Source organism: Rhodoferax sp. RT4P68, assembly GCF_056521305.1.
The window spans coordinates 640,978-666,311 of the sequence record NZ_JBWMBB010000001.1; the positions used below are offsets into that span (position 1 = coordinate 640,978).

A 25,334-nucleotide genomic window follows, 5' to 3' on the forward strand; every position below is an offset into this window, starting at 1 on the left:
GGCGCGGGCACTAGCCCAGCGTCACGCGTGCGAACTTGCGCTTGCCCACCTGCACCACATAGCTGCCGGCGGCCAGCTTCAAGCCCTTGTCGCTGACCACGCTGGAATCCACACGCACCCCGCCTCCGTCGATGAGCCGGTTGCCTTCGCCACTGGAAGCCGCCAGGCCGGCCGCCTTCAGCAGCGCGCCGATGCCCAGCGGCGCGCCGCCTTCGGCCAGCGGCACTTGCAACTCGGGGATTTCATCGGGCACGCCGCCCTTGCTGCGGTTGACGAAATCCTGCTCCGCCGCTTCCGCCGCCTGCGCGCTGTGGAAGCGCGTTGTGATCTCCTTGGCCAGCGCGACCTTGGCATCCTTGGGATTGCGCCCGGCCTCGACCTCGGCCTTCAGCTTCTCGATCTGCGCCTCGCTCTGGAACGACAGCAGCGTGTACCAGCGCCACATCAGCACGTCGCTGATCGACAGCACCTTGGCGAACATGGTGTTGGGCGCCTCCGAGATACCGATGTAGTTGTTCTTGCTCTTGGACATCTTCTCCACGCCGTCCAGACCTTCGAGCAGCGGCATGGTCAGGATGCATTGCGGCTCCTGCCCGTATTCGGCCTGCAGGTGGCGGCCCATGAGCAGGTTGAACTTCTGGTCGGTGCCGCCCAGTTCCAGGTCGCTCTTGAGTGCGACCGAGTCGTAGCCCTGCATCAGCGGGTAGAGAAACTCATGCACGCTGATCGGCGTGCCGGCGTGGAAGCGGTCATGGAAGTCGTTGCGCTCCATCATGCGGGCCACCGTGTACTTGGCCGCCAGCTGGATCAGCCCGCGCGTGCCCAGCGGGTCGCTCCATTCGCTGTTGTAGCGGATCTCGGTCTTGCTCGGGTCCAGCACCAGGCTGGCCTGCTGGTAGTAGGTCTGCGCGTTGGCCTCGATCTGATCGCGGGTGAGCGGCGGGCGCGTGCTGTTGCGGCCAGACGGGTCGCCGATGGTGGTCGTGAAGTCGCCGATCAGGAAGATGACGGTGTGCCCCAGGTCCTGCAGCTGGCGCATCTTGTTCAGCACCACGGTGTGGCCGATGTGGATGTCGGGCGCGGTCGGGTCCAGGCCCAGCTTGATGCGCAGCGGCTGGCCGCTGGCTTCGGACTTTTGCAGTTTGCGGACCCAGTCGGCCTGCGGAATCAGCTCATCGACGCCGCGCAGCGTGACGGCCAGGGCCTGCTGAACACCCTCGGAAATAGGTGCTGCGGGACCAGGCAAACTGTTAGAGGGTTGAGCCATGAGGGTTTTCCATTTGTTGCGGGCGGATGACGTCGCTATACTTGCTCGCGGTTTTGTCAGCAATTTTAGGTTGCGCTGTAAGACGAAATCCCGAGTCAATGCAATCCGCCCACGCGGGTTCGCTTCGTTTTTCTGTAGGTCAATCAGGGGACTACGCTTTTGAACCACGGTCTGACCACCGTTCTCGACTTTGCTGCGTCTTTGCTGCAGCGCCATCCCAAGCGTGTGAGTGCTGCCGTCGCTGCACTGCTGTTGTGCGGTGGGGGTGGTGCGTTTGCGGTCGCCTCGCTGGTGCCCGACGCATCCGACATGCCGGTGCGGGAGCTGCAGTATTCGGTCGAGCCCACGGGCTTGTCTGCGCAGATCGAGGCGCTGGACGTGCACCGGTTCAATCTGTACCGCACCGAGGTGACGCGCTCCAGTGACAGCGCTCGCTCGCTGCTGGGGCGCCTGGGTATCCGTGACGCGGCTGCGGTCGCCTACCTGAGCGGCGACGCGCGGGTGCGCCAGGCCCTGGGTCGCGCGGGCCGTGCCGTCACGGCCGAGGCGGCGGACGACGAGTCCCTGCAAAAGCTCAGCCTGCGCTGGTCGGCCAACACCGACGCCGAGTTCCAGCGCCTGGTGGTCGAACGCACGCCCGAAGGGTTTGTCTCGCGCCTGGAGCAGCAGCCCGTAGAGGCCGCCAGCCAGCTGGCCAGCGGCACCGTGCGCAGCACGCTGTTCGCCGCGACCGACGACGCCGGCCTGCCGGAGTCGTTGGCCACGCAGGTGGCCGAAATGTTCGCGGGCGACATCGATTTCCACGCGTTGCGCAAAGGCGACCGGTTCTCGGTGGTCTACGAGACGTTCGAGGCCGATGGCGAAGTGCTGCGCACCGGCCGCGTGCTCAGCGCCGAGTTCGCCCACAACGGCAAGGTGTTCCAGGCCATGTGGTTCCAGGAGCCCGGCCAGAAGGGTGGCTACTACGCGCTCGATGGCAACAGCCTGCGCCGGGTCTTCCTTTCATCGCCGATGGAGTTTTCACGCGTGAGCAGCGGTTTCTCCAACCGCTTCCATCCCATCTTGCAGCGTTGGCGCGCCCATCTGGGTGTGGACTACGCGGCGCCCGTCGGCACGGCGGTGCGCACGGTTGGCGACGGCGTGGTCGAGTTTGCCGGCGTGCAAAACGGCTTTGGCAACGTCGTCTACGTGAAGCACCGCAACGACATGGTCACCGTGTACGCCCACCTCAGCCGCATCCTGGTGGAGCAGGGCGAGCGCGTCGATCAGGGCGCGCACATCGGCGCCGTCGGCATGACGGGCTGGACGACCGGCCCGCATCTGCACTTCGAGTTCCGCGTGAACGGCGAACACCAGGACCCAACCGACATCGCCGAGCAGTCCGAAAAGGGCACGGTCTCCGCCGCAGCCAAGGCGCAGTTCGAACGCACGGCGTCGGTGATGCGCCAGCAGCTGTCGTCGGCTGCCGCCATCCAGCAGGCCAGCGCCCAGTAAGACCACGCGCCCGATGGCCGGTGCGCTCTACATCGGCCTGATGTCCGGCACCTCGTTGGACGGTGTGGACGGCGTCATCGCCGAGATGTCCACCAGGGGTCTGCAGGTGCAGGCCCATGCCAGCGCCCCGTTCGCGCCGGCATTGCGCGCCGAGCTCTTCGCGCTCAACACCTCCGGCCCCGACGAACTGCACCGCGCCGCGCTGGCGGCCAACGGCATTGCGCGCAGCTACGCCGGCGTGGTCGCCGAACTGCTGCGCGCCAAGGGCTTGGCGCCGGGCGACATCACGGCCATCGGCGCGCACGGCCAGACAGTGCGCCATCAGCCACTCGCACACGATGGCGTGGGCTACACCTTGCAGTTGCAGAACCCTTCGCTGCTGGCCGAACTGGCAGGCATCGACGTTGTGGCCGATTTCCGCAGCCGCGATCTGGCGGCCGGGGGGCAGGGCGCGCCGCTGGTGCCCGCCTTCCACCAGGCGGTGTTCGGCGGCGACCAGGGTGGGGGCGCTCTGGCGGTGCTGAACCTGGGTGGAATCTCCAATCTGAGCGTGCTCCCTTCGCCCGGTTCGGCCGAGGCCGTCTTGGGTTTCGACTGCGGGCCAGGCAATGCGCTGCTCGACCTGTGGTGCCAGCAGCACCTGGGCCAGCCGTACGACGCGCAAGGTGCCTGGGGTGCCAGTGGTCGGGTGGTCGCCGGGTTGTTGTCGGTGCTGATGGCCGAGCCCTTTCTCGCATTGCCGCCACCCAAGAGCACCGGGCGCGACCTGTTCCACCCCGACTGGTTGCGCGTCCGCTTGGCTGACTTCGCAGGCCTCGCGCCGGTCGACGTGCAGGCCACGCTGGCCGCCTTCACGGCCGAGGTCTGCGCACAGGCCGTGCAGCGCCATGCGCCCACGGCCGGGCGGCTGGTGGTGTGCGGCGGCGGGGCTCTGAACCTGGACTTGATGACCCGGCTTCAGCACGGCCTGCCACGTCTGAGCGTGGTGTCGTCGGCGGCCCTGGGTCTGCCGCCACTGCAGGTCGAGGCCGCCGCCTTCGCCTGGCTGGCCAGCCGTACCGTGGCCCGGCTGCCGGGCAACCTTGTCAGCGTCACCGGCGCGCGCGGCCCGCGCATTCTGGGCGCCATCTACCCGGCCTGAGGCCAACCCCGCAGCCGAAAAGGCTTTTGTCCGACACGTGAAGGAGCTTCACGCGCTTTCGGTCATGCTCCCGCTCTGCAATGATGGGCTGACGAGCCCGGTATTGCGGGCGGTGCGCAACATGGGAGTCTGAGTGTGTCGTCGATATGGCTGGTCATTTTGATGGTGGGGCTCGGAGGCCTCGCACTGGCCGTGTACGCGTGGTATGCGTACACGCGCAAGGAGCGGCGCAACGAGCGCACGCGCCCATGGCGTGAACACCAGGACTGGGTGGAGCGCAGCAGCCGACAAGACCCGTGATGCGGGCTGCGCGCCGCGCGACGCTGGCGGTCGTCGCCTGGATGGCCGCAGCAGCATCGGCAACGGTCGGCGCCGCGCAGGACTGGCGTGCGCAACTGCAAGCGGACGTGGCGCATCCAAAAGACCGGCTCCCAGTACCGGCGCGCCTGCCACATGGGCGTGGTCGACCCGCAGAGTGGTGGCGCAAAGGCCGTCGTCATCGCCACCTGCGCCGCGGGCCTGTACGAGCAGCGCGCAGCCGGCCGGCTGTTCGAGCAGATCGGCAAGGCCATCAGCGGCACTGCGCTGGCAGAGCGCTGAGCCGGTACCTGCGCCGGCACGGCCTGTCGTCCTACCAGTGACCCTGGCTGCGCAACGCAGACTGCCGGAGTGACCTCATTGACCAGCACCCCACCCCCGAGCCCGTTGCTGCAAGTCTTCCTCGTGGAAGATCTGGACGTCATCCGCGACAACCTTATCGTCGCGTTGAGCGAGGTCGCGCAGGCGCGCGTCGTCGCCACGGTGCGCTCGGAACCTGAAGCGCTGGAGTGGCTGCGCCACCATGGGGAGGAATGGGAGCTGGCCGTGGTCGACTTGTTCCTGCGCCAAGGCTCTGGCCTGGGGGTGCTGCGGGCGTGCCGGTCGCGGGCCGCAACTCAGCGCGTCGTGGTGCTCACCAACTTCGCCAACAAGGACGTACGCGCACGCTGCCTTGCCCAGGGGGCCGATGCGGTGTTCGACAAGTCCACCGAAATCGACGACTTCCTGGATTACTGCCAGACCCGCTGAGCGCGGGGCGCTTTAAAAAAAATGTTGCACGGGGGCTGGCGCGAGCGATTGGTTCTAACGCAAAATAGCACGCTCGTTCTTTTTTCACCCTACCCGCCCGCATGCCCACCACCCGGACTGTTCGCACGCCCAGCGCCCGCGCGCTGCCCAAAGGCCAGCAGACCAAGACCGCCATCGTCGACGCGGCGTTGAATCTGGCCACGCAGATCGGCCTGGAGAGTTTGTCGATCGGCGCCGTGGCCGAGGTCGCGCGCATGAGCAAGTCCGGCGTGTTCGCGCATTTCGGTTCACGCGAAGAGCTGCAGATCTCGGTCATCCACGAGTACTACCGGCGCTTCGAGGAAGAAGTCTTCCTTCCCGCCATGGCCCAGCCTCGGGGCATTGCGCGGGTGCGGGCACTGTTCGAGAACTGGATGCAGCGCGTCGCGTTGGAGATCCAGTCCGGCTGCATCTTCATCAGCGGTGCGGTGGAGTTCGATGACCGGCCCGGCCCGGTACGCGATGCACTCGCCAGCTCCGTGCGTTCGTGGCTGGCGGCGCTGGACCACGCCGTGCTGCTGGCCAAGCAGTGCGGTGACCTGCGGCCCGATGCCGATGCGCAGCAGATGGCCTTCGAGATCCACGGCCTGATCCTCGCGCTGCACTACGAGGCCCGCTTCCTGCAGAACCCGGCCTCGATGGACCGCGCCCACACCGGCATGGCCAACATCCTGGCGCGCTATGGCACAGACACCACCGCGCCGCTGACGCGCACCGTGGCCGCCGGCCGACCGATTTCCATTCCCGCCCCCGCGCCACGCCGCGCACGCTCTTCCAAAACCACCCCCAGCCCCAAGGAGTAGACCCATGCCCAGCTATACCCCGCCTCTGCGCGACATGCAATTCGTCTTGCACGAAGTGCTGCGCGTCACCGACGCGTTCAAGGACATTCCGGCGTATGCCGAAGTGGACGTGGACACCGTCAACGCCGTGTTGGAGGAGGGTGGAAAGTTCGCCGCCGAGGTCGCCTTTCCGCTGAACCAGATCGGCGATGAGCAGGGTTGCCAGCTCGACAAGACCACCCACGAAGTGAAGACGCCCGACGGCTTCAAAGAGGCCTACGCCAAGTTCGTCGAAGGCGGCTGGGCCGCGCTGAGCAGCGACCCGGCCTTCGGCGGCCAGGGGCTGCCCCTGGTCGTCAGCCAGTGCTTCTACGAGATGCTGAACTCGGCCAACCAGGCCTGGACGATGTACCCCGGCCTTTCGCACGGCGCGCACGCAGCGCTGCACGCGCACGGCACGCCCGAGCAGCAGAAGATGTACCTGCCCAAGCTCACCAGCGGCGAGTGGACGGGCACCATGTGCCTGACCGAGCCGCATTGCGGCACCGACCTGGGCCTTTTGCGCACCAAGGCCGAACCGCAGGGCGACGGCAGCTACAAGATCACCGGCAACAAGATCTTCATCTCGGCCGGCGAGCACGACATGGTCGAGAACATCGTCCACCTGGTGCTGGCCCGCCTGCCCGATGCGCCGGCCGGCAGCAAGGGCATCAGCCTGTTCGCTGTGCCCAAGTTCAACGTCAACGACGACGGCAGCCTGGGCAGCCGCAACGGCATCTGGTGCGGCGGCATCGAGCACAAGATGGGCATCCACGGCAACTCCACCTGCCAGATGGTGCTGGAAGACGCCGTCGGCACCATGGTCGGCGAGCCGAACAAGGGCCTGGCCGCGATGTTCGTGATGATGAACGCGGCCCGCCTGGGCGTGGGCAACCAGTCGCTGGGGCTGACCGAGGTGGCCTACCAGAACGCGCTGGCCTACGCCAAGGACCGGCTGCAGATGCGCTCGCTCTCGGGCACCAAGGCCAAGGACAAGCCGGCCGATCCCATCATCGTGCACCCCGACGTGCGCCGCATGCTGCTGACCGCCAAGGCCTATGCCGAGGGTGGCCGCGCGCTGGCCATCTATTGCGCGCAGCTGATCGGCCAGGAGCACCACCACCCGGATGAGAAGGTGCGCAAGGACAGCGGCGAACTGGTCGCCCTGCTGACGCCCATCGTCAAGGCCTTCCTGACCGACAACGGCTGGACGGCCACCACCGCCTGCCAGCAGGTGTTCGGCGGCCATGGCTACATCCGCGAGTGGGGCATGGACCAGTACGTGCGCGACGCCCGCATCAACATGATCTATGAGGGCACGAACGCCGTGCAGGCACTCGACCTCTTGGGCCGCAAGGTGCTGGGCAGCGGCGGTGCGTCGCTGAAGAAGTTCGGCAAACTGGTCGCTGCGCTGGTCGCCGAGGAAGGCGTGAACGAGAAGATGTCGGAGTTCATCAGCCCGCTGGCGGTGCTGGGCGAGCAGGTCACCAAGTTCACGACCGAGCTGGGCTTCAAGGGCATGCAGAACCCCGACGAAGTGGGCGCTGCCGCCGTCGACTACCTGCGCGTCGTCGGCCACCTCGTGTTTGGCTACTTCTGGGCGCGCATGGCACAAGTCGCGCTGCGCGAGATCGCGGCTGGCAACACCGACCCGTTCTACGTGGCCAAGCTGCAGACGGCCCGCTTCTACTTCGCCAAGCTGTTCCCCGAGACCGCCAGCCTGATGCGCACCGCTCGCACCGGCACCAAGGTCCTGATGGACACCGAAGCCGCGTTGGCGTGATGCGCACCGCACGACTTGCGCTGGCCGCCTGGCTGTGCGCGTGCGCCCCGGTGCTGGCCTGGGCGCAGATGACGCCGGTCGGCCGTTGGCAGACCGTGGACGAGAAGACCGGCGAGCCCAAATCGCAGGTCGTCATCGCCGAGCGCGGCGGCGTGCTGACGGGCCGCATCGACAAGCTGCTGCGCCCCGGCGCCGACCCTGCCGCGCGCTGCACCGCCTGCACCGACGACCGCAAAGACCAGTTGATGCTGGGCCTGGAGATCGTGCGCGGTGCGCAGAAGGCCGAAGGCCGCGACGTGTGGGAGGGCGGCAAGGTGCTCGACCCCGAAGTCGGCAAGAGCTACACGCTGCGCCTGACGCCCATCGAGGGCGGTGCCAAGCTGGAAGTGCGCGGCTCGATTGGCCCCTTCAGCCGCACGCAGACCTGGACGAGAGTTCCCTGAGAGCAAGGACAACAAGATGACGAGATTCCATGTGAAGAAGGTCGCCGTGCTCGGCGCCGGTGTGATGGGCGCGCAGATTGCCGCCCACCTGGCCAATGTGCGTGTGCCGGTCGTGCTGTTCGACCTCCCTGCGAAGGAAGGCCCGAAGAACGGCACCGTCACGCGCGCCATCGAAGGCCTGAAGAAGGCCAAGCCCGCGCCCCTGGGCGTGGCCGCCGACGCCGCGTTGATCCAGCCCGCCAACTACGAGGAGCACCTCGCGCTGCTGGGCGAATGCGATTTGGTGATCGAGGCCATCGCCGAGCGCATGGACTGGAAGCGCGATCTGTACGAAAAGATCGCGCCGCACCTGGCGCCGCACGCCATCGTGGCGTCCAACACCTCGGGCCTGTCGATCTCGCAGATGGCGCAGGCGCTGCCCGAGGCGATGCGCCCGCGCTTTTGCGGCATCCATTTCTTCAACCCGCCGCGCTACATGGCGCTGGTGGAGCTGATCGCCACGCCCGACACCGCGCCGGCCGTGTTGGACGACCTGGAAGCGTTCGTCACCACCGGCCTGGGCAAGGGCGTGGTGCGCGCCAAGGACACGCCGAACTTCATCGCCAACCGCATCGGCATCGCCGGCATGCTGGCCACCATGCACGAGGCGCAGCAGCACGGCTTGCCGTTCGACATCGTCGACCAGCTGACCGGCAAGAACCTGGGCCGCGCCGCTTCCGGCACCTTCCGCACGGCCGATGTCGTGGGGCTGGATGTGATGGCCCACGTCATCAAGACGCTGCAGGACACGCTCACGCCCGAGACCGACCCGTTCTACGCCAGCTTCGGCACGCCGACCGTGTTGAAGACGCTGCTGGAATTGGGCCACCTGGGCCAAAAGACCAAGGCCGGCTTCTTCAAGAAGGTCGGCCGCGACGTGCTGCGCTTCGATGCGCGCAGCAAGGGCTACGTGCCGACCGGCGAGAAGGCCGACGAGGTCTACGGCCGCATGCTGAAAAAGCCCGCCGCCGAACGCCTGCGCCTGCTGCGCCATAGCGAGGGCCCGCAAGGCCGCTTCCTGTGGGCGATCCTGCGCAACAGTTTTCACTACGCGGCGGTGCATCTGGCCGGCATTGCCGAGACGGCGCGCGATGTGGACTTCGCCATGCGCTGGGGCTTCGGCATGCGCCAGGGCCCGTTCGAGCTGTGGCAAGAGGCGGGCTGGTTGCAGGTCGCGCAGTGGGTCAAAGAGGACATCGATGCGGGCAAGGCCTTGTCGAGCGCACCGTTGCCGGCCTGGGTGTTCGAAGGCCCGGTCGCGCAGGCCGGTGGCGTGCACACGGCCGAGGGTTCGTGGAACCCAAGCACCAGCTGCTTCGAGCCGCGCCGCCTGCTGCCGGTGCATGGCCGTCAGCTGTTCCCCGAGACCGTGCTGGGCAGCGGCGCCACCGGCTTTGAGACGGCAGGAACCACGCTGCACGAGGACGCCGCCATCCGCCTGTGGACGCTGGATGGCACGGTGCTGATCGCCAGCATCAAGACCAAGATGCACGCCATCAGCCCCGAGGTGACGCAGGGCTTGTCGCGCGCGGTCGACCTGGCCGAGCAGCAGTTCCAGGGCCTGGTGGTCTGGTCCGGCGACGAGCCGTTCTCGGCCGGCGCCGATCTGCAGGCCATGCTGCCCGCGTTCATGATGTCCGGCGTGCGCGCCGTCGAGAAGGCCGAGCTGGCGCTGCAGCAGAGCATGCTGAAGCTGCGCTACGCCGCCGTGCCCGTGGTGTCGGCCGTGCGCGGCCTGGCGCTGGGGGGCGGCTGTGAGCTGGCCATCCATTCGGCGCGGCGCGTGGTGGCGATGGAGAGCTACATCGGCCTGGTCGAAGTCGGCGTCGGCCTGGTGCCCGGCGCTGGCGGCCTGACGTACATCGCCCGACGTGCCGCCGAGAACGCCGCCACGTCCACCGACAAGGACTTGCTGAAGTCGGTCAGCGAAGGCTTCACTGCTGCCGCGATGGCCAAGGTCGGCACCAGCGCGCTGGAAAGCCGCGCGCTCGGATATCTGCTGGAGAGCGACATCGTCGTGCCGCACAAGGACGAGCTGCTGTACGTGGCCATCGGCCAGGCCCGCGCCATGGCCGACGCCGGCTACCGCGCCCCCGCGCGCCGCCTGTTCCCGGTGGCCGGCCGCAGCGGCAAGGCCACCATCCAGGGCCAGCTGGTCAACATGCGCGACGGTGGCTTCATCAGCGCGCACGACTTCCACATCGCCAGCCTGATCGCAGGCGTGGTGACGGGCGGCGATGTCGACGCCAACACGCTGGTGTCAGAGGAATACCTGATGACGCTCGAACGTCAGGCCTTCTGCAGCCTGATCGTCCACCCCAAGACCCAGGAACGCATCATGGGCATGCTGAATACCGGCAAGCCGCTGCGCAACTGATCGGAGCCACCCATGAGCAAACAAGTCCAAGACGCCTACATCGTCGCCGCCACCCGCACGCCCATCGGGCGTTCGCACCGCGGCTTCTTTCGCAACATGCGGCCCGACGAGCTGCTGGCCAGCGCCCTGCGCGCGGCCTTGGCCCAGGTGCCGGGGCTCGATCCGAAGTCCATCGAAGACGTGATCTGCGGCTGCGCCATCCCCGAAGCGCAGCAGGGCCTGAACGTGGCGCGCATCGGCGCCGTGTTGGCCGGGCTGCCGCACAGCGTGGGTGGCATCACCGTCAACCGCTTCTGCGCCTCGGGCCTGTCGGCCGTGCAGATGGCGGCCGACCGCATCCGCGTGGGCGAGGCCGACGTCATGATCGCCGCCGGCACCGAGAGCATGAGCATGGTGCCGATGATGGGCAACTCGCCCTCGCTGTCGCCCACCATCTTTGCCGACACCACCAATGTGGACGACTACGGCATCGCCTACGGCATGGGCCTCACGGCCGAGAAGGTGGCGACGCAGTGGAAGGTGGGCCGCGATGCGCAGGACGCGTTCGCCGTCGAATCGCACCGGCGCGCGCTGGCTGCGCAGCAGGCCGGTGAGTTCACCGACGAGATCACGCCCGTGGAGGCGGTCGACCGAAGCGCCGATCTGGCCACCGGCAAGCCCGTGCTGCGCAGCCGCAGCGTGGCGCTGGACGAAGGCCCCCGGCCCGACACCAGCCTGGAGGGCCTGGGCAAGCTGCGCCCGGTGTTCTCGGCGCGCGGCTCGGTCACCGCCGGCAACAGCTCGCAGACGTCCGACGGCGCCGGCGCGCTGATCCTGGCCAGCGAGCGTGCGGTCAAGCAATACGGCTTGACGCCGCTGGCCCGCTTCGTGTCGTACGCCAGCCGTGGCGTGCCACCGCACATCATGGGCATCGGCCCTGTGGAGGCCATCCCGGCAGCGCTGCGCAACGCCGGCCTCAAGCAGGACCAGATCGACTGGTTCGAGCTGAACGAGGCCTTTGCCGCGCAATCGCTGGCGGTGATCAACACGCTGGGGCTGGACCCGGCCAAGGTCAACCCGATGGGCGGCGCCATCGCGCTGGGCCATCCGTTGGGCGCGACCGGTGCCATCCGCGCCGCGACCGTGGTGCATGCCCTGCGCCGCAGGAAGCTGCAGTACGGTATGGTCACCATGTGCGTCGGCATGGGCCAGGGCGCCGCAGGCATTTTCGAGCGCGTTTGATCCGACGACCGGAGGCCCCGCATGGACGCCCATTTCCTCGACCAAGGCATCGCGCTGCAGCCCGATGGTGAACACGCCTACACCGGTGCCGCGCACCCGGCCTGGGCCAACATGGTGGGGCCGTTCGGCGGCATCACCGCGGCCACCGCGCTGAACGGCGTGCTGCAGCACCCACAGCTGCTGGGTGCACCGGTCGCGCTGACGGTCAACTACGCCAGCGCCCTGGCCGCCGCCCCCTTTCGGCTGGTGGCGCAGCCGGTGCGGACCAACCGCGCCACGCAGCATTGGATGCTGGCCATCACGCAGCCTGGTGCCGACGGCACGCCCGAGACGGTGCTCACCGGCACCGCGCTCACCGCCGCGCGGCGCGACACCTGGGGCGTGAACGATCTGCCCATGCCGCCCGCGGCGGCGCCACACACGGTGCCGCGCGAGGAAGCCCGCGCCGTGGAGTGGCTGCGGCGCTACGACATGCGCCCGGTGCACGGCACCATCCCGCCGGCATGGGACGGCAGCGGCACGCACAGCCTGTCGCAGCTGTGGGTGCGCGACGACCCGCCGCGTCCGCTGGACTTTGCGGCGCTGGCGGCGCTGGCCGATGTGTTCTACCCGCGCGTCTGGCTGCGCCGCGCCACGCGGGTGCCGGCCGGCACCGTGTCCATCACCACCTACTTCCATGCCGATGCGGCGATGCTGGCGCGCACCGCAAGCGGCTACCTGTTCGCGCAGGCGCGGGGGCAGAGCTTTCGCAACGGATTTTTCGACCAGACTGCGCAGCTGTGGAACGAGGCCGGCGAACTGCTGGCAACATCGCACCAGATCGTCTACTACAAAGAGTGAGACCCATGACCGACATCCTGATCCACACCGAGGCCGGCGTCACCACCGTCACCCTCAACCGCGTCGACAAGAAGAACTCCATCACCGCCGCCATGTACGCCGTGCTGGCCGACGCGCTGGCCACGGCCGATGCCGACCCGGCGGTGCGCGTGGTGGTGCTGCAAGGCCACGAGACGATCTTCAGCGCCGGCAACGACATCGGTGACTTCCTCAACACGCCACCCGGCGGCGAGGACGCGCCGGTGTTCCGCTTCCTGCACGGCATCGCGCGCTTTTCCAAGCCGCTGATCGCCGCCGTCTGCGGCCCGGCCGTCGGCGTCGGCACCACCATGCTGTTCCATTGCGACCTGGTCTATGCCGGTGACAACGCAGCGTTCTCGATGCCCTTCGTGAACCTGGGCCTGGTGCCCGAGGCGGCCTCCAGCCTGCTGGTGCCGCAAATGATGGGCTACCACCGCGCGGCCGAGGCGCTGCTGCTGGGCGAACCCTTCATGGCCGAGGCCGCGCTGGAAGTGGGTCTGGTCAACCGCGTGGTGCCGCCCTCCGAGGTCACGCACCTGGCGCAGGCCCAGGCCCGCAAGCTGGCAGCCAAGCCGCTCAGCGCGTTGGTTGCCAGCAAGCAGTTGCTGAAGAAGGGCAGCGCCGACCAGGTGCACGCCCGCATGGACGAAGAGGGCGTGATCTTCCGCCGCATGCTGGCCGAGCCCGCCGCGCGCGAGGCGTTTGGCGCGTTCATGGAGCGGCGCAAGCCCGACTTCTCCAAGCTCTGAAGCGCAGGCGCCGGCTCAGCCGGGGTGCAGCAGCCCCAGCAGCAGGGGCTTTGCGTACAGCGGCGCCGCGTTGCCGACATCGGCACCCGCCGACCAGCGCCGCAGTTCCGCCGCCGCGTTGATCCCGCTCAGGGCGATCTGCGCCGCCAGTGACGCATCCAGCGGGCGGATCGCGCCCTGCATGACGCCTTCCACGATCAGGTTCGTCATGCGCTCGGTCAGGCGGTTGGTCGCGTCCAGAATGCGCGCGCGGTACACCGGGTCGGGCAGCGCCGAGATGGCGGTGAGCCGCAGCAGTGGCCCCGCCGCCGACAGCTGAAAGCGCACCAGCCCGCGCGTGGCCATGCACAGCTGGTCCCAGCCCGAGCCCGGCGCCGACTGCGACAGGCTCAGCGCCTTGCGCACGATGTCGAAGGTGTGCGTGAAGCACAGCGTGACGAGATCGTCCTTGGCCTCGTGGCGGGCATAGAAGGCGCCCTTCGTCAGGTGCAGCCGCTCGGCGATCCGTGTGACCGATGCGCCCTTGTAGCCTTGCTCGTTGATCAGTTCCGTCGCCGAACGCAGGAACGAGCCGGGTGCCATGTCGGTCTCGCTGTTGAGCACCCAATCCTGCTCGGGCCCCGCGTCGTGCCATGCGGCGGCGTTGCCGGCCATGCCGCGCAGCAACAGGTCGGCCGAACGCTCGGCGATGCGGCCGTACTCGTGCGGCTCGTGCCGCTGCACGCAGCTGCGCAGGCTGTTCAGCGTGGACAGCAGGATGTGCCCGCGTGCGTTGAACGCCTCGCGCGACAGGCTGGCCGTCTCCGGGCTGCGCAGCAGATCGCGCACGCGCCGGAACATGTCGGTGTAGGCGGCGAACACCTGTTCGAGCTGCGGCTGCGGCAAGGTGCGCAGGTCGTGGAACAGGATCAGCGCCGGCTGCGTGCCCGCCTCGATCGCCGCCAGCCGCTCTGCAAGCTGGCGGAACAGTTCCTGCAGGCGTTCGGCCACCGTGGTCTTGGCCGCCGCCTGCGCGATGAAGCCCTGGTAGTCCTCGATCGCGCGCAGGAAGCACGCGGTCGCCAGATCCTCCTTCTTGCGGTAGTAGTAGGTCACGCTGTTCTTGACCAGGCCCACGTGGGCCGCCACGTCGGACAGCGTCGCGCTCTTCACACCGCTTTGGTTGAACAGGTGGGCGGCGGCACCCAGCAGTGCCTCGCGCTTGTGCGTGAACTTCGGTGTGCGCGCAGCGGCATCGCGGCTTTGGATCATGGTGTCAAGGGGTCTGTAGTCCTGGGGCAAGCCGTTTCAATGTCGCCACCGGGACAGTTTTAGAACAGCGGGTATTCCCGATTTGAAGTCGATCATTGACGTGTTGTGATGCACATGCGTTTTTCGAATCAACGGTTTTTGGCACGTGGCAGACGACCACCAGGAGACAAGACACATGGCCCTGCAGATCCGATTCCCTGCGATGCGCGCGCTCGCGCTGGCGGCAACGCTGGCACTGACCGGCCCGCTCGCGTTCGCGCAGACCGTCAAGCCCGCCACCGGCAGCCTGACCATCGCGTTCGCCGCCGAGGCCACCACGCTCGACCCGGTGAAGTACGCGGCCGGTGTCGACACCTACTTCATCGGCCAGATGTTCGAGCAGCTCGTCAAGCCCGACCCGACCCAGAAGCGCGTGAACTGGCTGGCCGAATCGTGGGAGGTGACCGAGGTCGGCGGCAAGCCCGTGCTCGACGTAAAGATCCGCAAGGGCGTGAAATTCCACAACGGCGACCCGCTGACCGCGCGCGATTTCGAGTTCTCGCAGAAGCGCCTGGCCGACCCGGCGCAGTCGCGCTGGTCGCACCTGCAGGCCTCGGTCGAGCGCTTCGAGGTCGTGGGCGACCACCACTTCAAGATCCACTTCAAGGAAGGCGACGGTTCCTACATCGCCGACAACCTGCAGCTGTGGGCCATGCCCAAGGCCTACTTCGAGAAGGTGGGCGACGAGGGCTTTGCCAAGGCGCCGGTCGGCACCGGGCCGTGGAAGTTCGTCTCGCGCAGCATCAAGGAAGAGCTCAAGCTCGAAGCCTTCGACGACTACTGGCACAAGACCGCGCGGCCCACCGTCAAGAACCTCACGATCAAGGTGATCCCCGAAGACTTGACGCGGGTCGCCGCGTTCAAGACCGGGGCCGTGGACTGGATCGACGCCGTGCCACCGTCGATGATTGCCGAATTCAAGAAGATGCCCGGCGTGCAGACCAGCACCGTGGTGTCGGGCAACAACCTGTTCATCGACTTCGCCGAGCAGGTGCCCAATTCCCCGTGGCGTGACGTGCGCGTGCGCCAGGCCGCAGCGCATGCCATCGACGTGGACGCCATCGTCAAGGCTGTGCTGTTCGGCCAGGGCGAGCGCTACGTGCAGGTGGGCAAGGGCGGTGCCGGCTACGACCCCAACCTCAAGCCCTACCCCTACGACCCACGCAAGGCCAAGGAACTGCTGACGCAAGCCGGTTTTCCGCGCGGCTTCGACACCAACTGCTACAACCTCACGACGCCACGCGAGCCGAACGTCAAGGAAATGGGCGAGGCCGTGTTCGCCTACCTCACGGCGTCCGGCATCCGCTGCAAGGTGCAAGGTCTGGAATACGGCGCCTGGATCAACCTGGGCCGACGCGGCCGCAACGGCCCGCCCGAGATGGATGGCGTGATCAGCTGGATGTGGGGCCAGGGCGTCCCGGGCGATCCGGGCACGGCCTGGGCCGGCCACCTGCACAGCTTCGTGGCTGGCAAGGGCTGGGGCAGCTACTCGTATGCGAACGACCCCGAGCTGGACGCGATGGTCGAGGAGGCCAAGCGCACCATGGACCCGGCGCAGCGCGAAGCCGTGCTGCAGCGCATCGGCAAGCTCAAGCACGAGCGTGTGCTGGGCGGCCTGCCCACCTACCGGCCGCTGGTCACGATGGCCTGGCGCGACAAGGTCGACTACACGCCCTGGCCGTGGCCCGGCTTCTGGCGCAACCTGCAGCAGATCGGCTTGAAGCAGCAGTAGGCGGCCGCGCAACCCTCCACTGGCGAGCATCGCGTCGATGATTCAATTCCTTCTGCGCCGATTCGGGCTGGGCCTGATCAGCATCGTCGGCGCGAGCATGGTGATCTTCATCATCTCGCGCCTGTCGGGTGACCCCATCGTGCTGCTGCTGCCGGTGGACGCGCCGCCCGCCGTGATCGAGGCGATGCGTACCAGCATGGGGCTGGACCTGCCGATGTGGCGCCAATACCTGATCTTTGCGCAGCACGCGCTGGTGGGCGATTTCGGCAACTCCTACCGGTGGCAGACCCCCGCGCTCGACCTCGTGCTGCAGCGCCTGCCGGCCACCATCCAGCTGGCCTGCGCCGGGCTGCTGTTCAGCATCGCGCTGGCCGTGCCGCTGGGCATGCTGTCGGCCGTGTACCGCGGCACCTGGCTCGACAGCTTTGGCAAGGGCTTTGCGATGCTGGGGCAGTCGATGCCGGGCTTCTGGGTCGGGCTGCTGCTGATCCTGGTGTTCTCGGTGCACCTGGGCTGGCTGCCGGCCTTCGGCCACGGCACGGCGGCGCACATCCTGATGCCGGCCATCGCGCTGGGCTGGTACCCGGTGGCGGCGCAGACACGCATCGTGCGCTCGGCCATGCTCGATGTGCTGGACAGCGACTACATCCGCATGGGCCGCTCGCTCGGCACACCGGAATGGCTGCTGGTCACCAAGTACGCGTTTCGCAATGCCGCCATTCCGCTCGTGACCATGCTGGGCGTGTACTTCGCCGCCATGCTGGGCGGGGCGTTCGTGGTCGAGGTGGTGTTTGCGTGGCCGGGCCTGGGCCGCACCGTGGTCGAGGCCGTGTTTGCACGCGACTTCCCGGTCGTGCAGGCCGGCGTTCTGTTCACGTCGGTGCTGTTCGTGGCGGCCAACCTGCTGGTCGACCTGAGCTATGGCGTCATCGACCCGAGGATCCGCCATGCAGGCTGAATCGACTGTCGCCACCGTGGCCGAGGTGCCCGCTCGCGCCGGCTGGCTGCGCCGCCTGCGCGGCCAGGGCATTCCGTGGGTGTCGCTGTGCGTGCTGCTGCTGCTCGGCATTGCCGCCATCGGCGGTGAGGCACTGACGCCCTGGGACCCGAACGCGCTCGACCTGGCCAACGTGTTCAAGCCGCCGGCCTGGCATGCCGACGGCACGGCCGCGCACTGGCTGGGCACCGACAACCTGGGCCGCGACATCGCCAGCCGCATCATTGCCGGCGCCCGCGTGTCCGTCACGGTGGCGCTGTACGTGATCGTGCTGTCGGGCGGCATCGGGGCGCTCATCGGCCTGGTCGCCGGCTTCTTCGGCGGCGTGGTCGATGCGGTGCTGATGCGCCTGGCGGACATCCAGATGTCGATTCCCTCGCTGGCGCTCGCGCTCGTCGTGGCCGTGGTGCTGGACCCGAGCTTTTCCACCGTCGTCATCGTGATCGTGATCACCTACTGGACCTGGTACGCGCGCATCATCCGCAGCGAAGTGCTGTCGCTCAAGGAGCGCGACTACGTGGCGCTGGCGCGCGTGGCCGGGTGCAGCAACTTCACCATCCTGCGGCGCCACCTGCTGCCCAACGTGTCGAACACGCTGCTGGTGCTGGCCACGCTGCAGGTCGGCCAGGTCATCGTGTTCGAGGCGTCGCTGAGCTTCCTCGGCCTGGGCATCCAGCAGCCCGACGTGTCCTGGGGCCTGATGCTGGCCGACGCGCGCAACTACATGACGCACGCCTGGTGGCTCATCACGCTGCCCGGCATCGCCATCATGCTGACCTGCCTGGCGTCCAACCTGGTGGGCGACTGGTTGCGCGACACGCTGGATCCGCGGAGGAAGCAACGATGATGAGCACGGCGCCGGGGCGCCCCAGACAAGCTTGCTCCAGCCTGGCGGGACAGGCCGCAGGCCGAGGGGTGCACCCATGAGCGCCTCCACCCTGCCGATGCCCAAAGCGTCGACCGTGCCGACCACCACGGTCGCACCGCTGCTGCGCATCACCAACCTGCAGACCCACATCGACGTGCGCAACGGCACGGTGCGTGCCGTCGACGGCGTGAACCTGGAAGTGGCCGAACGCGAGACGTTGGGCATCGTCGGCGAATCGGGCTCGGGCAAGACCATGACCGGCCTGTCCATCCTGAAGCTGCTGCCGCGCCCGGCCGGGCGCATCGCGGGCGGCCGCATCGAGCTGGACGGCGTCGATCTGGTGCAGGTGTCCGAACGCGACATGGCCCGCGAATGGCGCGGCAACCGCATCTCCATGATTTCGCAGGACCCGCTGACCTCGCTGAACCCGGTCTACTCCATCGGCGACCAGGTCGGCGGCCCGTTCCGCTACCACGGCCTGGCGGGCTCGCGCGCCGAAGCGCGACGCGCCGCCATCGACGTGCTGGGCCGCGTGCGCATCCCCTCGCCCGAGAAGCGGCTGGACGACTACCCGCACCAGTTCAGCGGTGGCATGCGCCAGCGCGTGGTCGCGGCCATGGCCATTGCCTGCCAGCCGCGCCTGCTGATCGCCGACGAGCCCACCAGCGCGCTCGACGTGACGATCCAGGTGCAGATGATCGACCTGCTCAAGCGCATTCAGCAGGACACGGGCGTGGGCATCCTCATGATCACGCACGACATGGGCGTGGCCGCGTCGATGTGCGACCGCATCGCCGTGATGTACGCCGGCCGCGTGGTCGAGTCCGGCCCGGTGCGCCGCATCTACCACGCGCCGGCGCACCCCTACACGCAGGCGCTGCTGGCGTCGATTCCGCGGCTGGGCCAGCCGCGCGAGCGGCTCACCTCCATCGGCGGGCAGCCGCCCAGCCTGTTGAACCCGCCTGCCGGTTGCCGCTTTGCCGCGCGCTGCCCACAGCGCATGGCGCGCTGCGAGGTGGAGTACCCGCCCGAATTCGAGACCGGCGCCGGCCAGCGCGCCGCCTGCTGGTTGCACGAAGGAGCGCCGCATGCCGGTTGATGTGCCGCTGCTGCAGGTCGAGGGCCTGCAGAAGCATTTCAAGGTCCGCAGTTCCAAAAACCCGGTCAAGGCCGTGGAGCAGATCAGCTTCGACGTGCCGGCCGGCAGCACCTTTGCCATCGTCGGCGAATCGGGCTGCGGCAAGACCACCTGTGCCAAGTTGATCCTGGGGCTGGACACGCCGAGTGCCGGCAGCATCCGCTTCGATGGCCGCGACGTCGCCTCGCTCAAAGGTGCGGACAAGCGCGCCTGGCGGCGCCAGGTGCAAGCTGTATTCCAGGACCCGTACGCCTCGCTGAACCCGCGCCTGCGCGTGGCGACCATCATTGCCGAGCCCATCCTCGCCAACGAGAAGCCCACCCGCGCCGAGCTGGACGGCCGCATCGCCGAGCTGCTCGACGTGGTGGGCCTGCCGCCCGATGCGGCCAAGCGCTACCCGCACGAGTTCAGCGGCGGCCAGCGACAGCGCGTGGCGATTGCGCGTGCGCTCGCGCTGAAGCCGCGCCTGCTGGTGCTCGACGAGCCGACCTCGGCGCTCGACGTGTCGATCCGCGCGCAAATCCTGAACCTGCTGGCCGACATCCAGCAGCAGTACGGCCTGACGTATCTGCTCATCGCGCACGACCTGGCGCTGGTCGAGCACTTCGCCGACGCGGTGGGTGTGATGTACCTGGGCGACATGGTCGAGCAGGGGCCGACGGCCCAGGTCTTCGGCGCGCCGCGCCACCCCTACACGCGCGCGCTGCTGGCCTCGGTGCTGCGGCCCGACCCCGATGTGCCGCTGCCCGTGGGCATGATCCAGGGCGAGATCGGCAGCGCGCTGGCGCCGCCGCCGGGCTGCAAGTTCCATCCGCGCTGCCCGCTGGCCATCGACATCTGCCGCGTCGACAAGCCGGCGGCCACGGAGTTTTCGCCGGTGCACTGGGCCGCCTGCCATGTCGAGGCCGCGCGCGTCCACGCCGTGGCCACGCCTGCGCCCGCCGCACGCGCCGACACCCTCTTGGAGACCGCATTGCCATGAACCAGGACGACTACCTGCGCCACATCGCGCAACTGCAGCAGCGCCACTGGCCCGCCGACATCCCGCGCCAGCCGACCTACCGCTTCGGTGAGGTGCTGCTGACCGACTATCTGCGCCAGTGGGCGGCCATCCAGCCCGACAAGCCGGCCTACATCTACTACGGCGCAGAGCTCACTTACCGCCAGCTCGACCAGCAGAGCGACGCGCTGGCCGCATTGCTGGCACGGCATGGCGTGCGCCAGGGCGACTGCGTGGCCGTGTTCCTGGCCAATTGCCCGCAGTTCGTGGTGGCCTTCTACGCCATCATGAAACTGGGGGCGGTGCACGTGCCCGTGAACCCGCTGTTCAAAGAGGCCGAGCTCGTCTACGAGCTGCAGGACACCGGCGCCAAGGTCGCCATCGTGCAGGACCAGCTCATGCCGCTGGTGCAGGCCGTGCACGAGCGCTCGCCGCTCACCACCGTCTTCACGACCAGCTTTGCCGATGCGCTGCCCGCCGCGCCCACGATCCCGGTGCCCGAGTCGATCCGCCAGCCCAAGATCGAATGCCCCGGCACCATCGACCTGCTGCGCGCGCTGGCGGGTGCGCCTGCTGCGTGCCCGCAGGTGACGGTCGGCCTGGACGACACGGCGGCGCTCAACTACACGGGCGGCACCACGGGCATGCCCAAGGGCTGCGTGCACACGCAGCGCAACATGCTCTACACGGCCGCGACCACCTGCACGGTGGGCTCGCCTGGGTCGCCCGACGACATCAGCATCAACTTTTTCCCCGTGTTCTGGATCGCGGGCGAAGACTTCGCGCTGATCTTCCCGATCTTCAGCGGCGGCACCTGCGTGCTGCTGGCGCGCTGGGACCCGGTGGGCTTCATGGCCGCCGTGCAGCACTACAAGGTGAACGTGGCTGGCCTGCTGGTGGACAACGCGGTCGAGCTGCTGGAGCACCCCACGTCCGCCGACTACGACCTGCGCTCGCTGCAGCGCGTGCGCGTGTCCTCGTTCGTGAAGAAGCTCAACATCGACTACCGCCGCCGCTGGCAGGCGCTGACCGGCACCGTCATGGCCGAGGCCGCCTGGGGCATGACCGAGACGCACACCTGCGACACCTTCACCACCGGCATGCAGGGTGACGATTTCGATCTCAAGGCGCAGCCCGTGTTCGTGGGCCTGCCGATGCCGGGCACCGAGTTCCGCATCTGCGACTTCGAGACCGGCGCGCTCAGGCCGCTTGGGGAGGAGGGCGAGATCTGCTGCCGCTCACCCTCGCTGCTCAAGAGCTACTGGAACAAGCCCGAGGCCACGGCCCAGGCCTTGCGTGACGGCTGGCTGCACACGGGCGACATCGGCGTCATCGACGAGATGGGTTACCTGCACTTCCTCGGGCGGCGCAAGGAGATGCTCAAGGTCAAAGGCATGAGCGTGTTCCCGGCCGAGATCGAGGCGTTGCTGGGCCAGAACCCCGCCATCCTGGGTTCGGGCGTCATTGGCCGGCCGGATGCAGAACGCGGCCAGGTGCCCGTGGCCTTCATCCGCGTGGACCCGGCGCGCCGCGCCGAGCTCGACGAGCAGCAGCTCATCGACTGGTGCAAACGCAACATGGCCGCCTACAAGGTGCCCGAGATCCGCTTCATCGACGCGTTGCCGATGACGGCCACCGGCAAGGTCAAGAAAGAAGAACTGGCCAAGCTGCTGTAGCCCCTGCCGAACGCAACCCACCGCATGACCCAACGCTCCATCCTCATTGCCAACCGCGGCGAAATCGCCATCCGCATCGCGCGTGCCTGCGCCGACCTGGGCCTGCGCAGCGTGGCCGTGCACCCAGCCGACGACGCGCGCTCGCTGCACGTGCTGCGCGTCGATGCCGCGCAACTGCTGCCCGGCCGTGGCGCCGCCGCGTACCTCGACGTGGCGCAGACCGTCGCTGCGGCCCGTGCTGCGGGCTGCGACGCCGTGCACCCTGGCTATGGCTTTCTGAGCGAGAGCGACGCGCTGGCCGACGCCTGCGCCGCGGCCGGGCTGGCGTTCATCGGCCCCTCCGCCGATGTGCTGCGCCTGTTCGGCGACAAGGCCCGTGCGCGCCGCGCCGCCACCGAGCACGACGTGCCCGTTCTGGCCGGCACGCCCGGCGCCGTCGACGTGGCCGGCGCCCAGGCCTTCTCCGCGTCGCTGAACGGCGGCGGCATGCTGATCAAGGCGATCGCCGGCGGCGGCGGGCGCGGTATGCGCGTTGTGCAGCAGGCATCCGACATTGCCGAGGCCCACGCGCGCGCCAGTGCCGAAGCGCTGGCCGCGTTCGGCCGTGGCGAGGTCTACTGCGAAGAGCTGATCGCCGACGCGCGCCACATCGAGATCCAGGTGCTGGGCGATGGCACGGGCGAGGTCAGCCATTTCGGCGAGCGTGAATGCAGCCTGCAGCGCCGCCACCAGAAGATCGTGGAGATCGCGCCCAGCCCCACGTTGCCCGCCGCCCTGCGCGAGCGCATCGCCGACGCTGCACTGCGCATGGCACGCGGCGCGCGGTACCGGGGCCTGGGCACCTTCGAGTTCCTGGTCGACCGCAGCCGCGTTGACCGCTTCGTGTTCATCGAGGCCAACCCGCGCCTGCAGGTCGAGCACACGGTCACCGAGGCCGTTTATGGCGTGGACCTCGTGCAGGCGCAGATCCGCGTGTGCCTGGGCGAGACGCTGGCAGCGCTCGGGCTGTGTCAGGCCGACGTGCCGGCGCCGCGCGGCCATGCGATCCAGCTGCGCGTGAACATGGAGACCATGCAGGCCGACGGCAGTGCCCTGCCGGCATCGGGTACCTTGGCCGCATACGAGTTGCCGTCGGGCCCGGGCGTGCGCGTCGATGGCTTCGGCTACCTGGGCTACCGCACCAGCAGCAGCTACGACTCGCTGTTGGCCAAGCTGATCGTGCACGCGCCATCGGCGTCCTATGCCGACGCCGTGGCGCGCGCACGCCGGGCGCTGGCCGAGACCCGCATCGAGGGCGTGGCGACCAACCTCGGCTTTCTCGCCGCCGTGCTGGCGCACCCAGACGTGGCGGCGAACGAGGTGTCCACGCGTTGGCTGGACCACCACATGGAGGCCCTGCTCGCCAGCGCCGCGGCGCAGGACGAACCGGAGCGCTTCTTCGAGAGCGCCGCGCCCGTGGCCGCAGCAGCCACCGCCACCACTGCACCGCCCGGCACCGTGGCGCTGGTCGCCCCCATGCAGGCCAGCGTGATCGCCATCGACGTGCGCGAAGGCGACGTCGTGCGCGTCGGCCAGCAGGTCGCGGTGCTGGAGGCCATGAAGATGCAGCACGTGGTCACGGCCGAGCACCACGGTGTCGTGCGCGGGCTGGCCACAGCCGTCGGCGATGTGGTGCTGCAGGCCCAGGCCATCCTGTTCATCGAGCCGGGCGTTGGCGAAGCCCTGGCCGACGCACGCGAGGAGCAAGTCGACCTGGACCACATCCGTGCCGACCTGGCCGAGTCGGTGGACCGGCACCGCATGACGCTGGACGACGCGCGGCCGGACGCCGTGCGCAAGCGCCACGCGCAGGGCGGGCGCACAGCGCGCGAGAACATCGCCGACCTGGTGGACGCCGGCAGCTTCGTCGAGTACGGCGCACTGGCGATCGCCGCGCAGCGCAGCCGCCACCCGGTGGAGCAATTGCGACGCACCACGCCGGCGGACGGGCTGGTCGGCGGCGTGGCCACCGTGAACGCGGGCGACCACGGCGCCGAGCGCGCCAAGACGGTCGTCGTCTCCTACGACTACACGGTGCTGGCCGGCACGCAGGGCTCGTTCAACCACAAGAAGCAGGACCGGCTGTACAAGCTGGCCGCCGACATCGAACGGCCACTCGTGCTGTTCGCCGAAGGCGGCGGCGGCCGGCCCGGCGACACCGACAAGGCGCTGTTCAAGGTGGCCAGCCTGGACATCCCCACCTTCAAGGCCTTCGCGCACCTGTCGGGCCTGGTGCCCGTGGTGGGTGTCGTGCACGGGCGCTGCTTCGCCGGCAACGCCGCGCTGCTGGGCTGCTGCGACGTCATCATCTCCACGCGCAGCGCCAACATCGGCATGGGCGGGCCGGCCATGATCGAAGGCGGCGGCCTGGGCGTCTACACGCCCGAGCAGATCGGCCCGGCCGACGTGCAGAGCGCCAACGGCGTGATCGATGTGCTGGTCGACGACGAAGCCGCCGCGACGGCCGCTGCGCGCCAGTACCTGGGCTATTTCCAGGGGCCGCTCACCGCCTGGCAATGCGCCGACCAGCGCGAGCTGCGCCGCGTGATCCCTGAGAACCGGCTGCGCGTGTACGACGTGCGCAAGGTCATCGATCTGCTGGCCGACACGGGCACGGTGCTGGAGCTGCGGCAGGGTTTCGGCCTTGCCATGGTGACGGCGTTCGTGCGCATCGAGGGCCGGCCGGTGGGCCTGATCGCCAACAACCCCATGCACCTGGGCGGCGCCATCGACGCCGACGCGGCCGACAAGGCGTCGCGCTTCATCCAGCTGTGCGATGCGCACGGCCTGCCCATCGTCTCGCTGTGCGACACGCCGGGCTTCATGGTCGGCCCCGAGGCCGAGAAGACGGCCCAGGTGCGGCGCGTCTCGCGCATGTTCGTCAACACGGCGTCGCTCACTGTGCCGCTGGTCATGGTGGTGCTGCGCAAGGGATACGGCCTGGGCGCACTGGCCATGGCGGGCGGCGATTTCCAGGACACCGTGTTCACCGTCTCCTGGCCCACCGGCGAGTTCGGAGGCATGGGACTGGAGGGCGCGGTGCGGCTGGCTTACCGCAAGGAACTGGCCGCCATCGAGGACCCGAAGGCACAGCAGGCCGAGTTCGAACGCCGCGTCGCGCAGATGTACGAGCACGGCAAGGCGCTCAGCATGGCGTCGGTGGTGGAGATCGACGATGTGATCGACCCGGCCGACACGCGGCGCTGGATCGCCAGCGGCCTGCAGTCTGCCGCGCGCGAGCGGCCGGCGCGCAGCGGCCGGCGGCGCTCGCACATCGAAACCTGGTGAAGC

General features: G+C 68.6%; 21 protein-coding genes. 19 read left to right on the forward strand and 2 right to left on the reverse strand.

Features of this window, described 5'->3' with window-relative positions; genetic code table 11:
• Window positions 1-10: 10 nt before the first annotated feature.
• On the reverse strand, window positions 11-1,267 hold the full coding sequence (gene tyrS, locus AC099J_RS02945; RefSeq protein ID WP_479613697.1) for a tyrosine--tRNA ligase: 1,257 nt from the start codon (window positions 1,265-1,267) through the stop codon (window positions 11-13).
• A 159-nt stretch (window positions 1,268-1,426) separates the two neighbouring features.
• On the opposite strand from tyrS, the gene AC099J_RS02950 reads away from it, so the two are divergent.
• The 12 genes from AC099J_RS02950 (at window position 1,427) to AC099J_RS03005 (ending at window position 13,303) form a co-directional block, all read left to right on the forward strand.
• Complete coding sequence (locus AC099J_RS02950; RefSeq protein ID WP_479613698.1) at window positions 1,427-2,761, forward strand: peptidoglycan DD-metalloendopeptidase family protein; 1,335 nt, start codon at window positions 1,427-1,429, stop codon at window positions 2,759-2,761.
• Between the two features lie 13 nt (window positions 2,762-2,774).
• A complete protein-coding gene (locus AC099J_RS02955; RefSeq protein WP_479613699.1) occupies window positions 2,775-3,902 on the forward strand; it encodes an anhydro-N-acetylmuramic acid kinase in 1,128 nt (375 codons plus the stop codon).
• A gap of 135 nt (window positions 3,903-4,037) precedes the next feature.
• On the forward strand, window positions 4,038-4,202 hold the full coding sequence (locus AC099J_RS02960; RefSeq protein WP_479613700.1) for a hypothetical protein: 165 nt from the start codon (window positions 4,038-4,040) through the stop codon (window positions 4,200-4,202).
• An 87-nt stretch (window positions 4,203-4,289) separates the two neighbouring features.
• The gene (locus AC099J_RS02965) at window positions 4,290-4,502 is read left to right on the forward strand and encodes a hypothetical protein (protein ID WP_479613701.1); all 213 of its coding nucleotides are present in this window, start codon (window positions 4,290-4,292) and stop codon (window positions 4,500-4,502) included.
• 105 nt (window positions 4,503-4,607) lie between these two features.
• Complete coding sequence (locus AC099J_RS02970; RefSeq protein ID WP_479613702.1) at window positions 4,608-4,970, forward strand: response regulator; 363 nt, start codon at window positions 4,608-4,610, stop codon at window positions 4,968-4,970.
• A gap of 101 nt (window positions 4,971-5,071) precedes the next feature.
• Window positions 5,072-5,812 carry a TetR/AcrR family transcriptional regulator gene (locus AC099J_RS02975; protein WP_479613703.1) on the forward strand — a complete coding sequence of 247 codons (741 nt, stop codon included), beginning with the start codon at window positions 5,072-5,074 and terminating at the stop codon, window positions 5,810-5,812.
• Window positions 5,813-5,816: 4 nt separating this feature from the next.
• On the forward strand, window positions 5,817-7,613 hold the full coding sequence (locus tag AC099J_RS02980; protein WP_479613704.1) for an acyl-CoA dehydrogenase C-terminal domain-containing protein: 1,797 nt from the start codon (window positions 5,817-5,819) through the stop codon (window positions 7,611-7,613).
• Window positions 7,613-8,056, forward strand: a complete 444-nt coding sequence (locus tag AC099J_RS02985; protein WP_479613705.1) for a DUF2147 domain-containing protein — start codon at window positions 7,613-7,615, stop codon at window positions 8,054-8,056. Before AC099J_RS02980 ends, AC099J_RS02985 begins: the two co-directional genes overlap by 1 nt.
• Window positions 8,057-8,072: 16 nt before the next feature.
• Complete coding sequence (locus tag AC099J_RS02990) at window positions 8,073-10,472, forward strand: 3-hydroxyacyl-CoA dehydrogenase/enoyl-CoA hydratase family protein (protein WP_479613706.1); 2,400 nt, start codon at window positions 8,073-8,075, stop codon at window positions 10,470-10,472.
• Window positions 10,473-10,484: 12 nt separating this feature from the next.
• Window positions 10,485-11,693: an acetyl-CoA C-acyltransferase gene (locus AC099J_RS02995; RefSeq protein ID WP_479613707.1), complete on the forward strand. Its 1,209-nt coding sequence runs from the start codon at window positions 10,485-10,487 to the stop codon at window positions 11,691-11,693.
• A gap of 21 nt (window positions 11,694-11,714) precedes the next feature.
• Complete coding sequence (locus AC099J_RS03000) at window positions 11,715-12,533, forward strand: acyl-CoA thioesterase (RefSeq protein ID WP_479613708.1); 819 nt, start codon at window positions 11,715-11,717, stop codon at window positions 12,531-12,533.
• Between the two features lie 5 nt (window positions 12,534-12,538).
• Window positions 12,539-13,303, forward strand: coding sequence for an enoyl-CoA hydratase (locus tag AC099J_RS03005; RefSeq protein WP_479613709.1), 765 nt, complete (start codon window positions 12,539-12,541; stop codon window positions 13,301-13,303).
• Between the two features lie 15 nt (window positions 13,304-13,318).
• Here the strand turns inward: AC099J_RS03005 and AC099J_RS03010 are convergent, their stop codons facing one another.
• Complete coding sequence (locus AC099J_RS03010; protein WP_479613710.1) at window positions 13,319-14,554, reverse strand: TetR/AcrR family transcriptional regulator; 1,236 nt, start codon at window positions 14,552-14,554, stop codon at window positions 13,319-13,321.
• Between the two features lie 175 nt (window positions 14,555-14,729).
• Between AC099J_RS03010 and AC099J_RS03015 the strand changes: the two genes are divergently transcribed.
• The 7 genes from AC099J_RS03015 (at window position 14,730) to AC099J_RS03045 (ending at window position 25,331) form a co-directional block, all read left to right on the forward strand.
• The gene (locus AC099J_RS03015; protein ID WP_479613711.1) at window positions 14,730-16,325 is read left to right on the forward strand and encodes an ABC transporter substrate-binding protein; all 1,596 of its coding nucleotides are present in this window, start codon (window positions 14,730-14,732) and stop codon (window positions 16,323-16,325) included.
• A 37-nt stretch (window positions 16,326-16,362) separates the two neighbouring features.
• Window positions 16,363-17,283, forward strand: coding sequence for an ABC transporter permease (locus AC099J_RS03020; RefSeq protein WP_479613712.1), 921 nt, complete (start codon window positions 16,363-16,365; stop codon window positions 17,281-17,283).
• A complete protein-coding gene (locus AC099J_RS03025; protein WP_479613713.1) occupies window positions 17,273-18,169 on the forward strand; it encodes an ABC transporter permease in 897 nt (298 codons plus the stop codon). Before AC099J_RS03020 ends, AC099J_RS03025 begins: the two co-directional genes overlap by 11 nt.
• Before the next feature lie 76 nt (window positions 18,170-18,245).
• A complete protein-coding gene (locus AC099J_RS03030; protein ID WP_479613714.1) occupies window positions 18,246-19,289 on the forward strand; it encodes an ABC transporter ATP-binding protein in 1,044 nt (347 codons plus the stop codon).
• Complete coding sequence (locus AC099J_RS03035) at window positions 19,279-20,310, forward strand: ABC transporter ATP-binding protein (protein WP_479613715.1); 1,032 nt, start codon at window positions 19,279-19,281, stop codon at window positions 20,308-20,310. The genes AC099J_RS03030 and AC099J_RS03035 overlap by 11 nt, the downstream gene beginning before the upstream one ends.
• On the forward strand, window positions 20,307-22,004 hold the full coding sequence (locus AC099J_RS03040; protein WP_479613716.1) for an AMP-binding protein: 1,698 nt from the start codon (window positions 20,307-20,309) through the stop codon (window positions 22,002-22,004). Before AC099J_RS03035 ends, AC099J_RS03040 begins: the two co-directional genes overlap by 4 nt.
• Window positions 22,005-22,028: 24 nt before the next feature.
• On the forward strand, window positions 22,029-25,331 hold the full coding sequence (locus AC099J_RS03045; protein WP_479613717.1) for an acetyl-CoA carboxylase family protein: 3,303 nt from the start codon (window positions 22,029-22,031) through the stop codon (window positions 25,329-25,331).
• The last annotated feature ends 3 nt before the right edge of the window (window positions 25,332-25,334 follow it).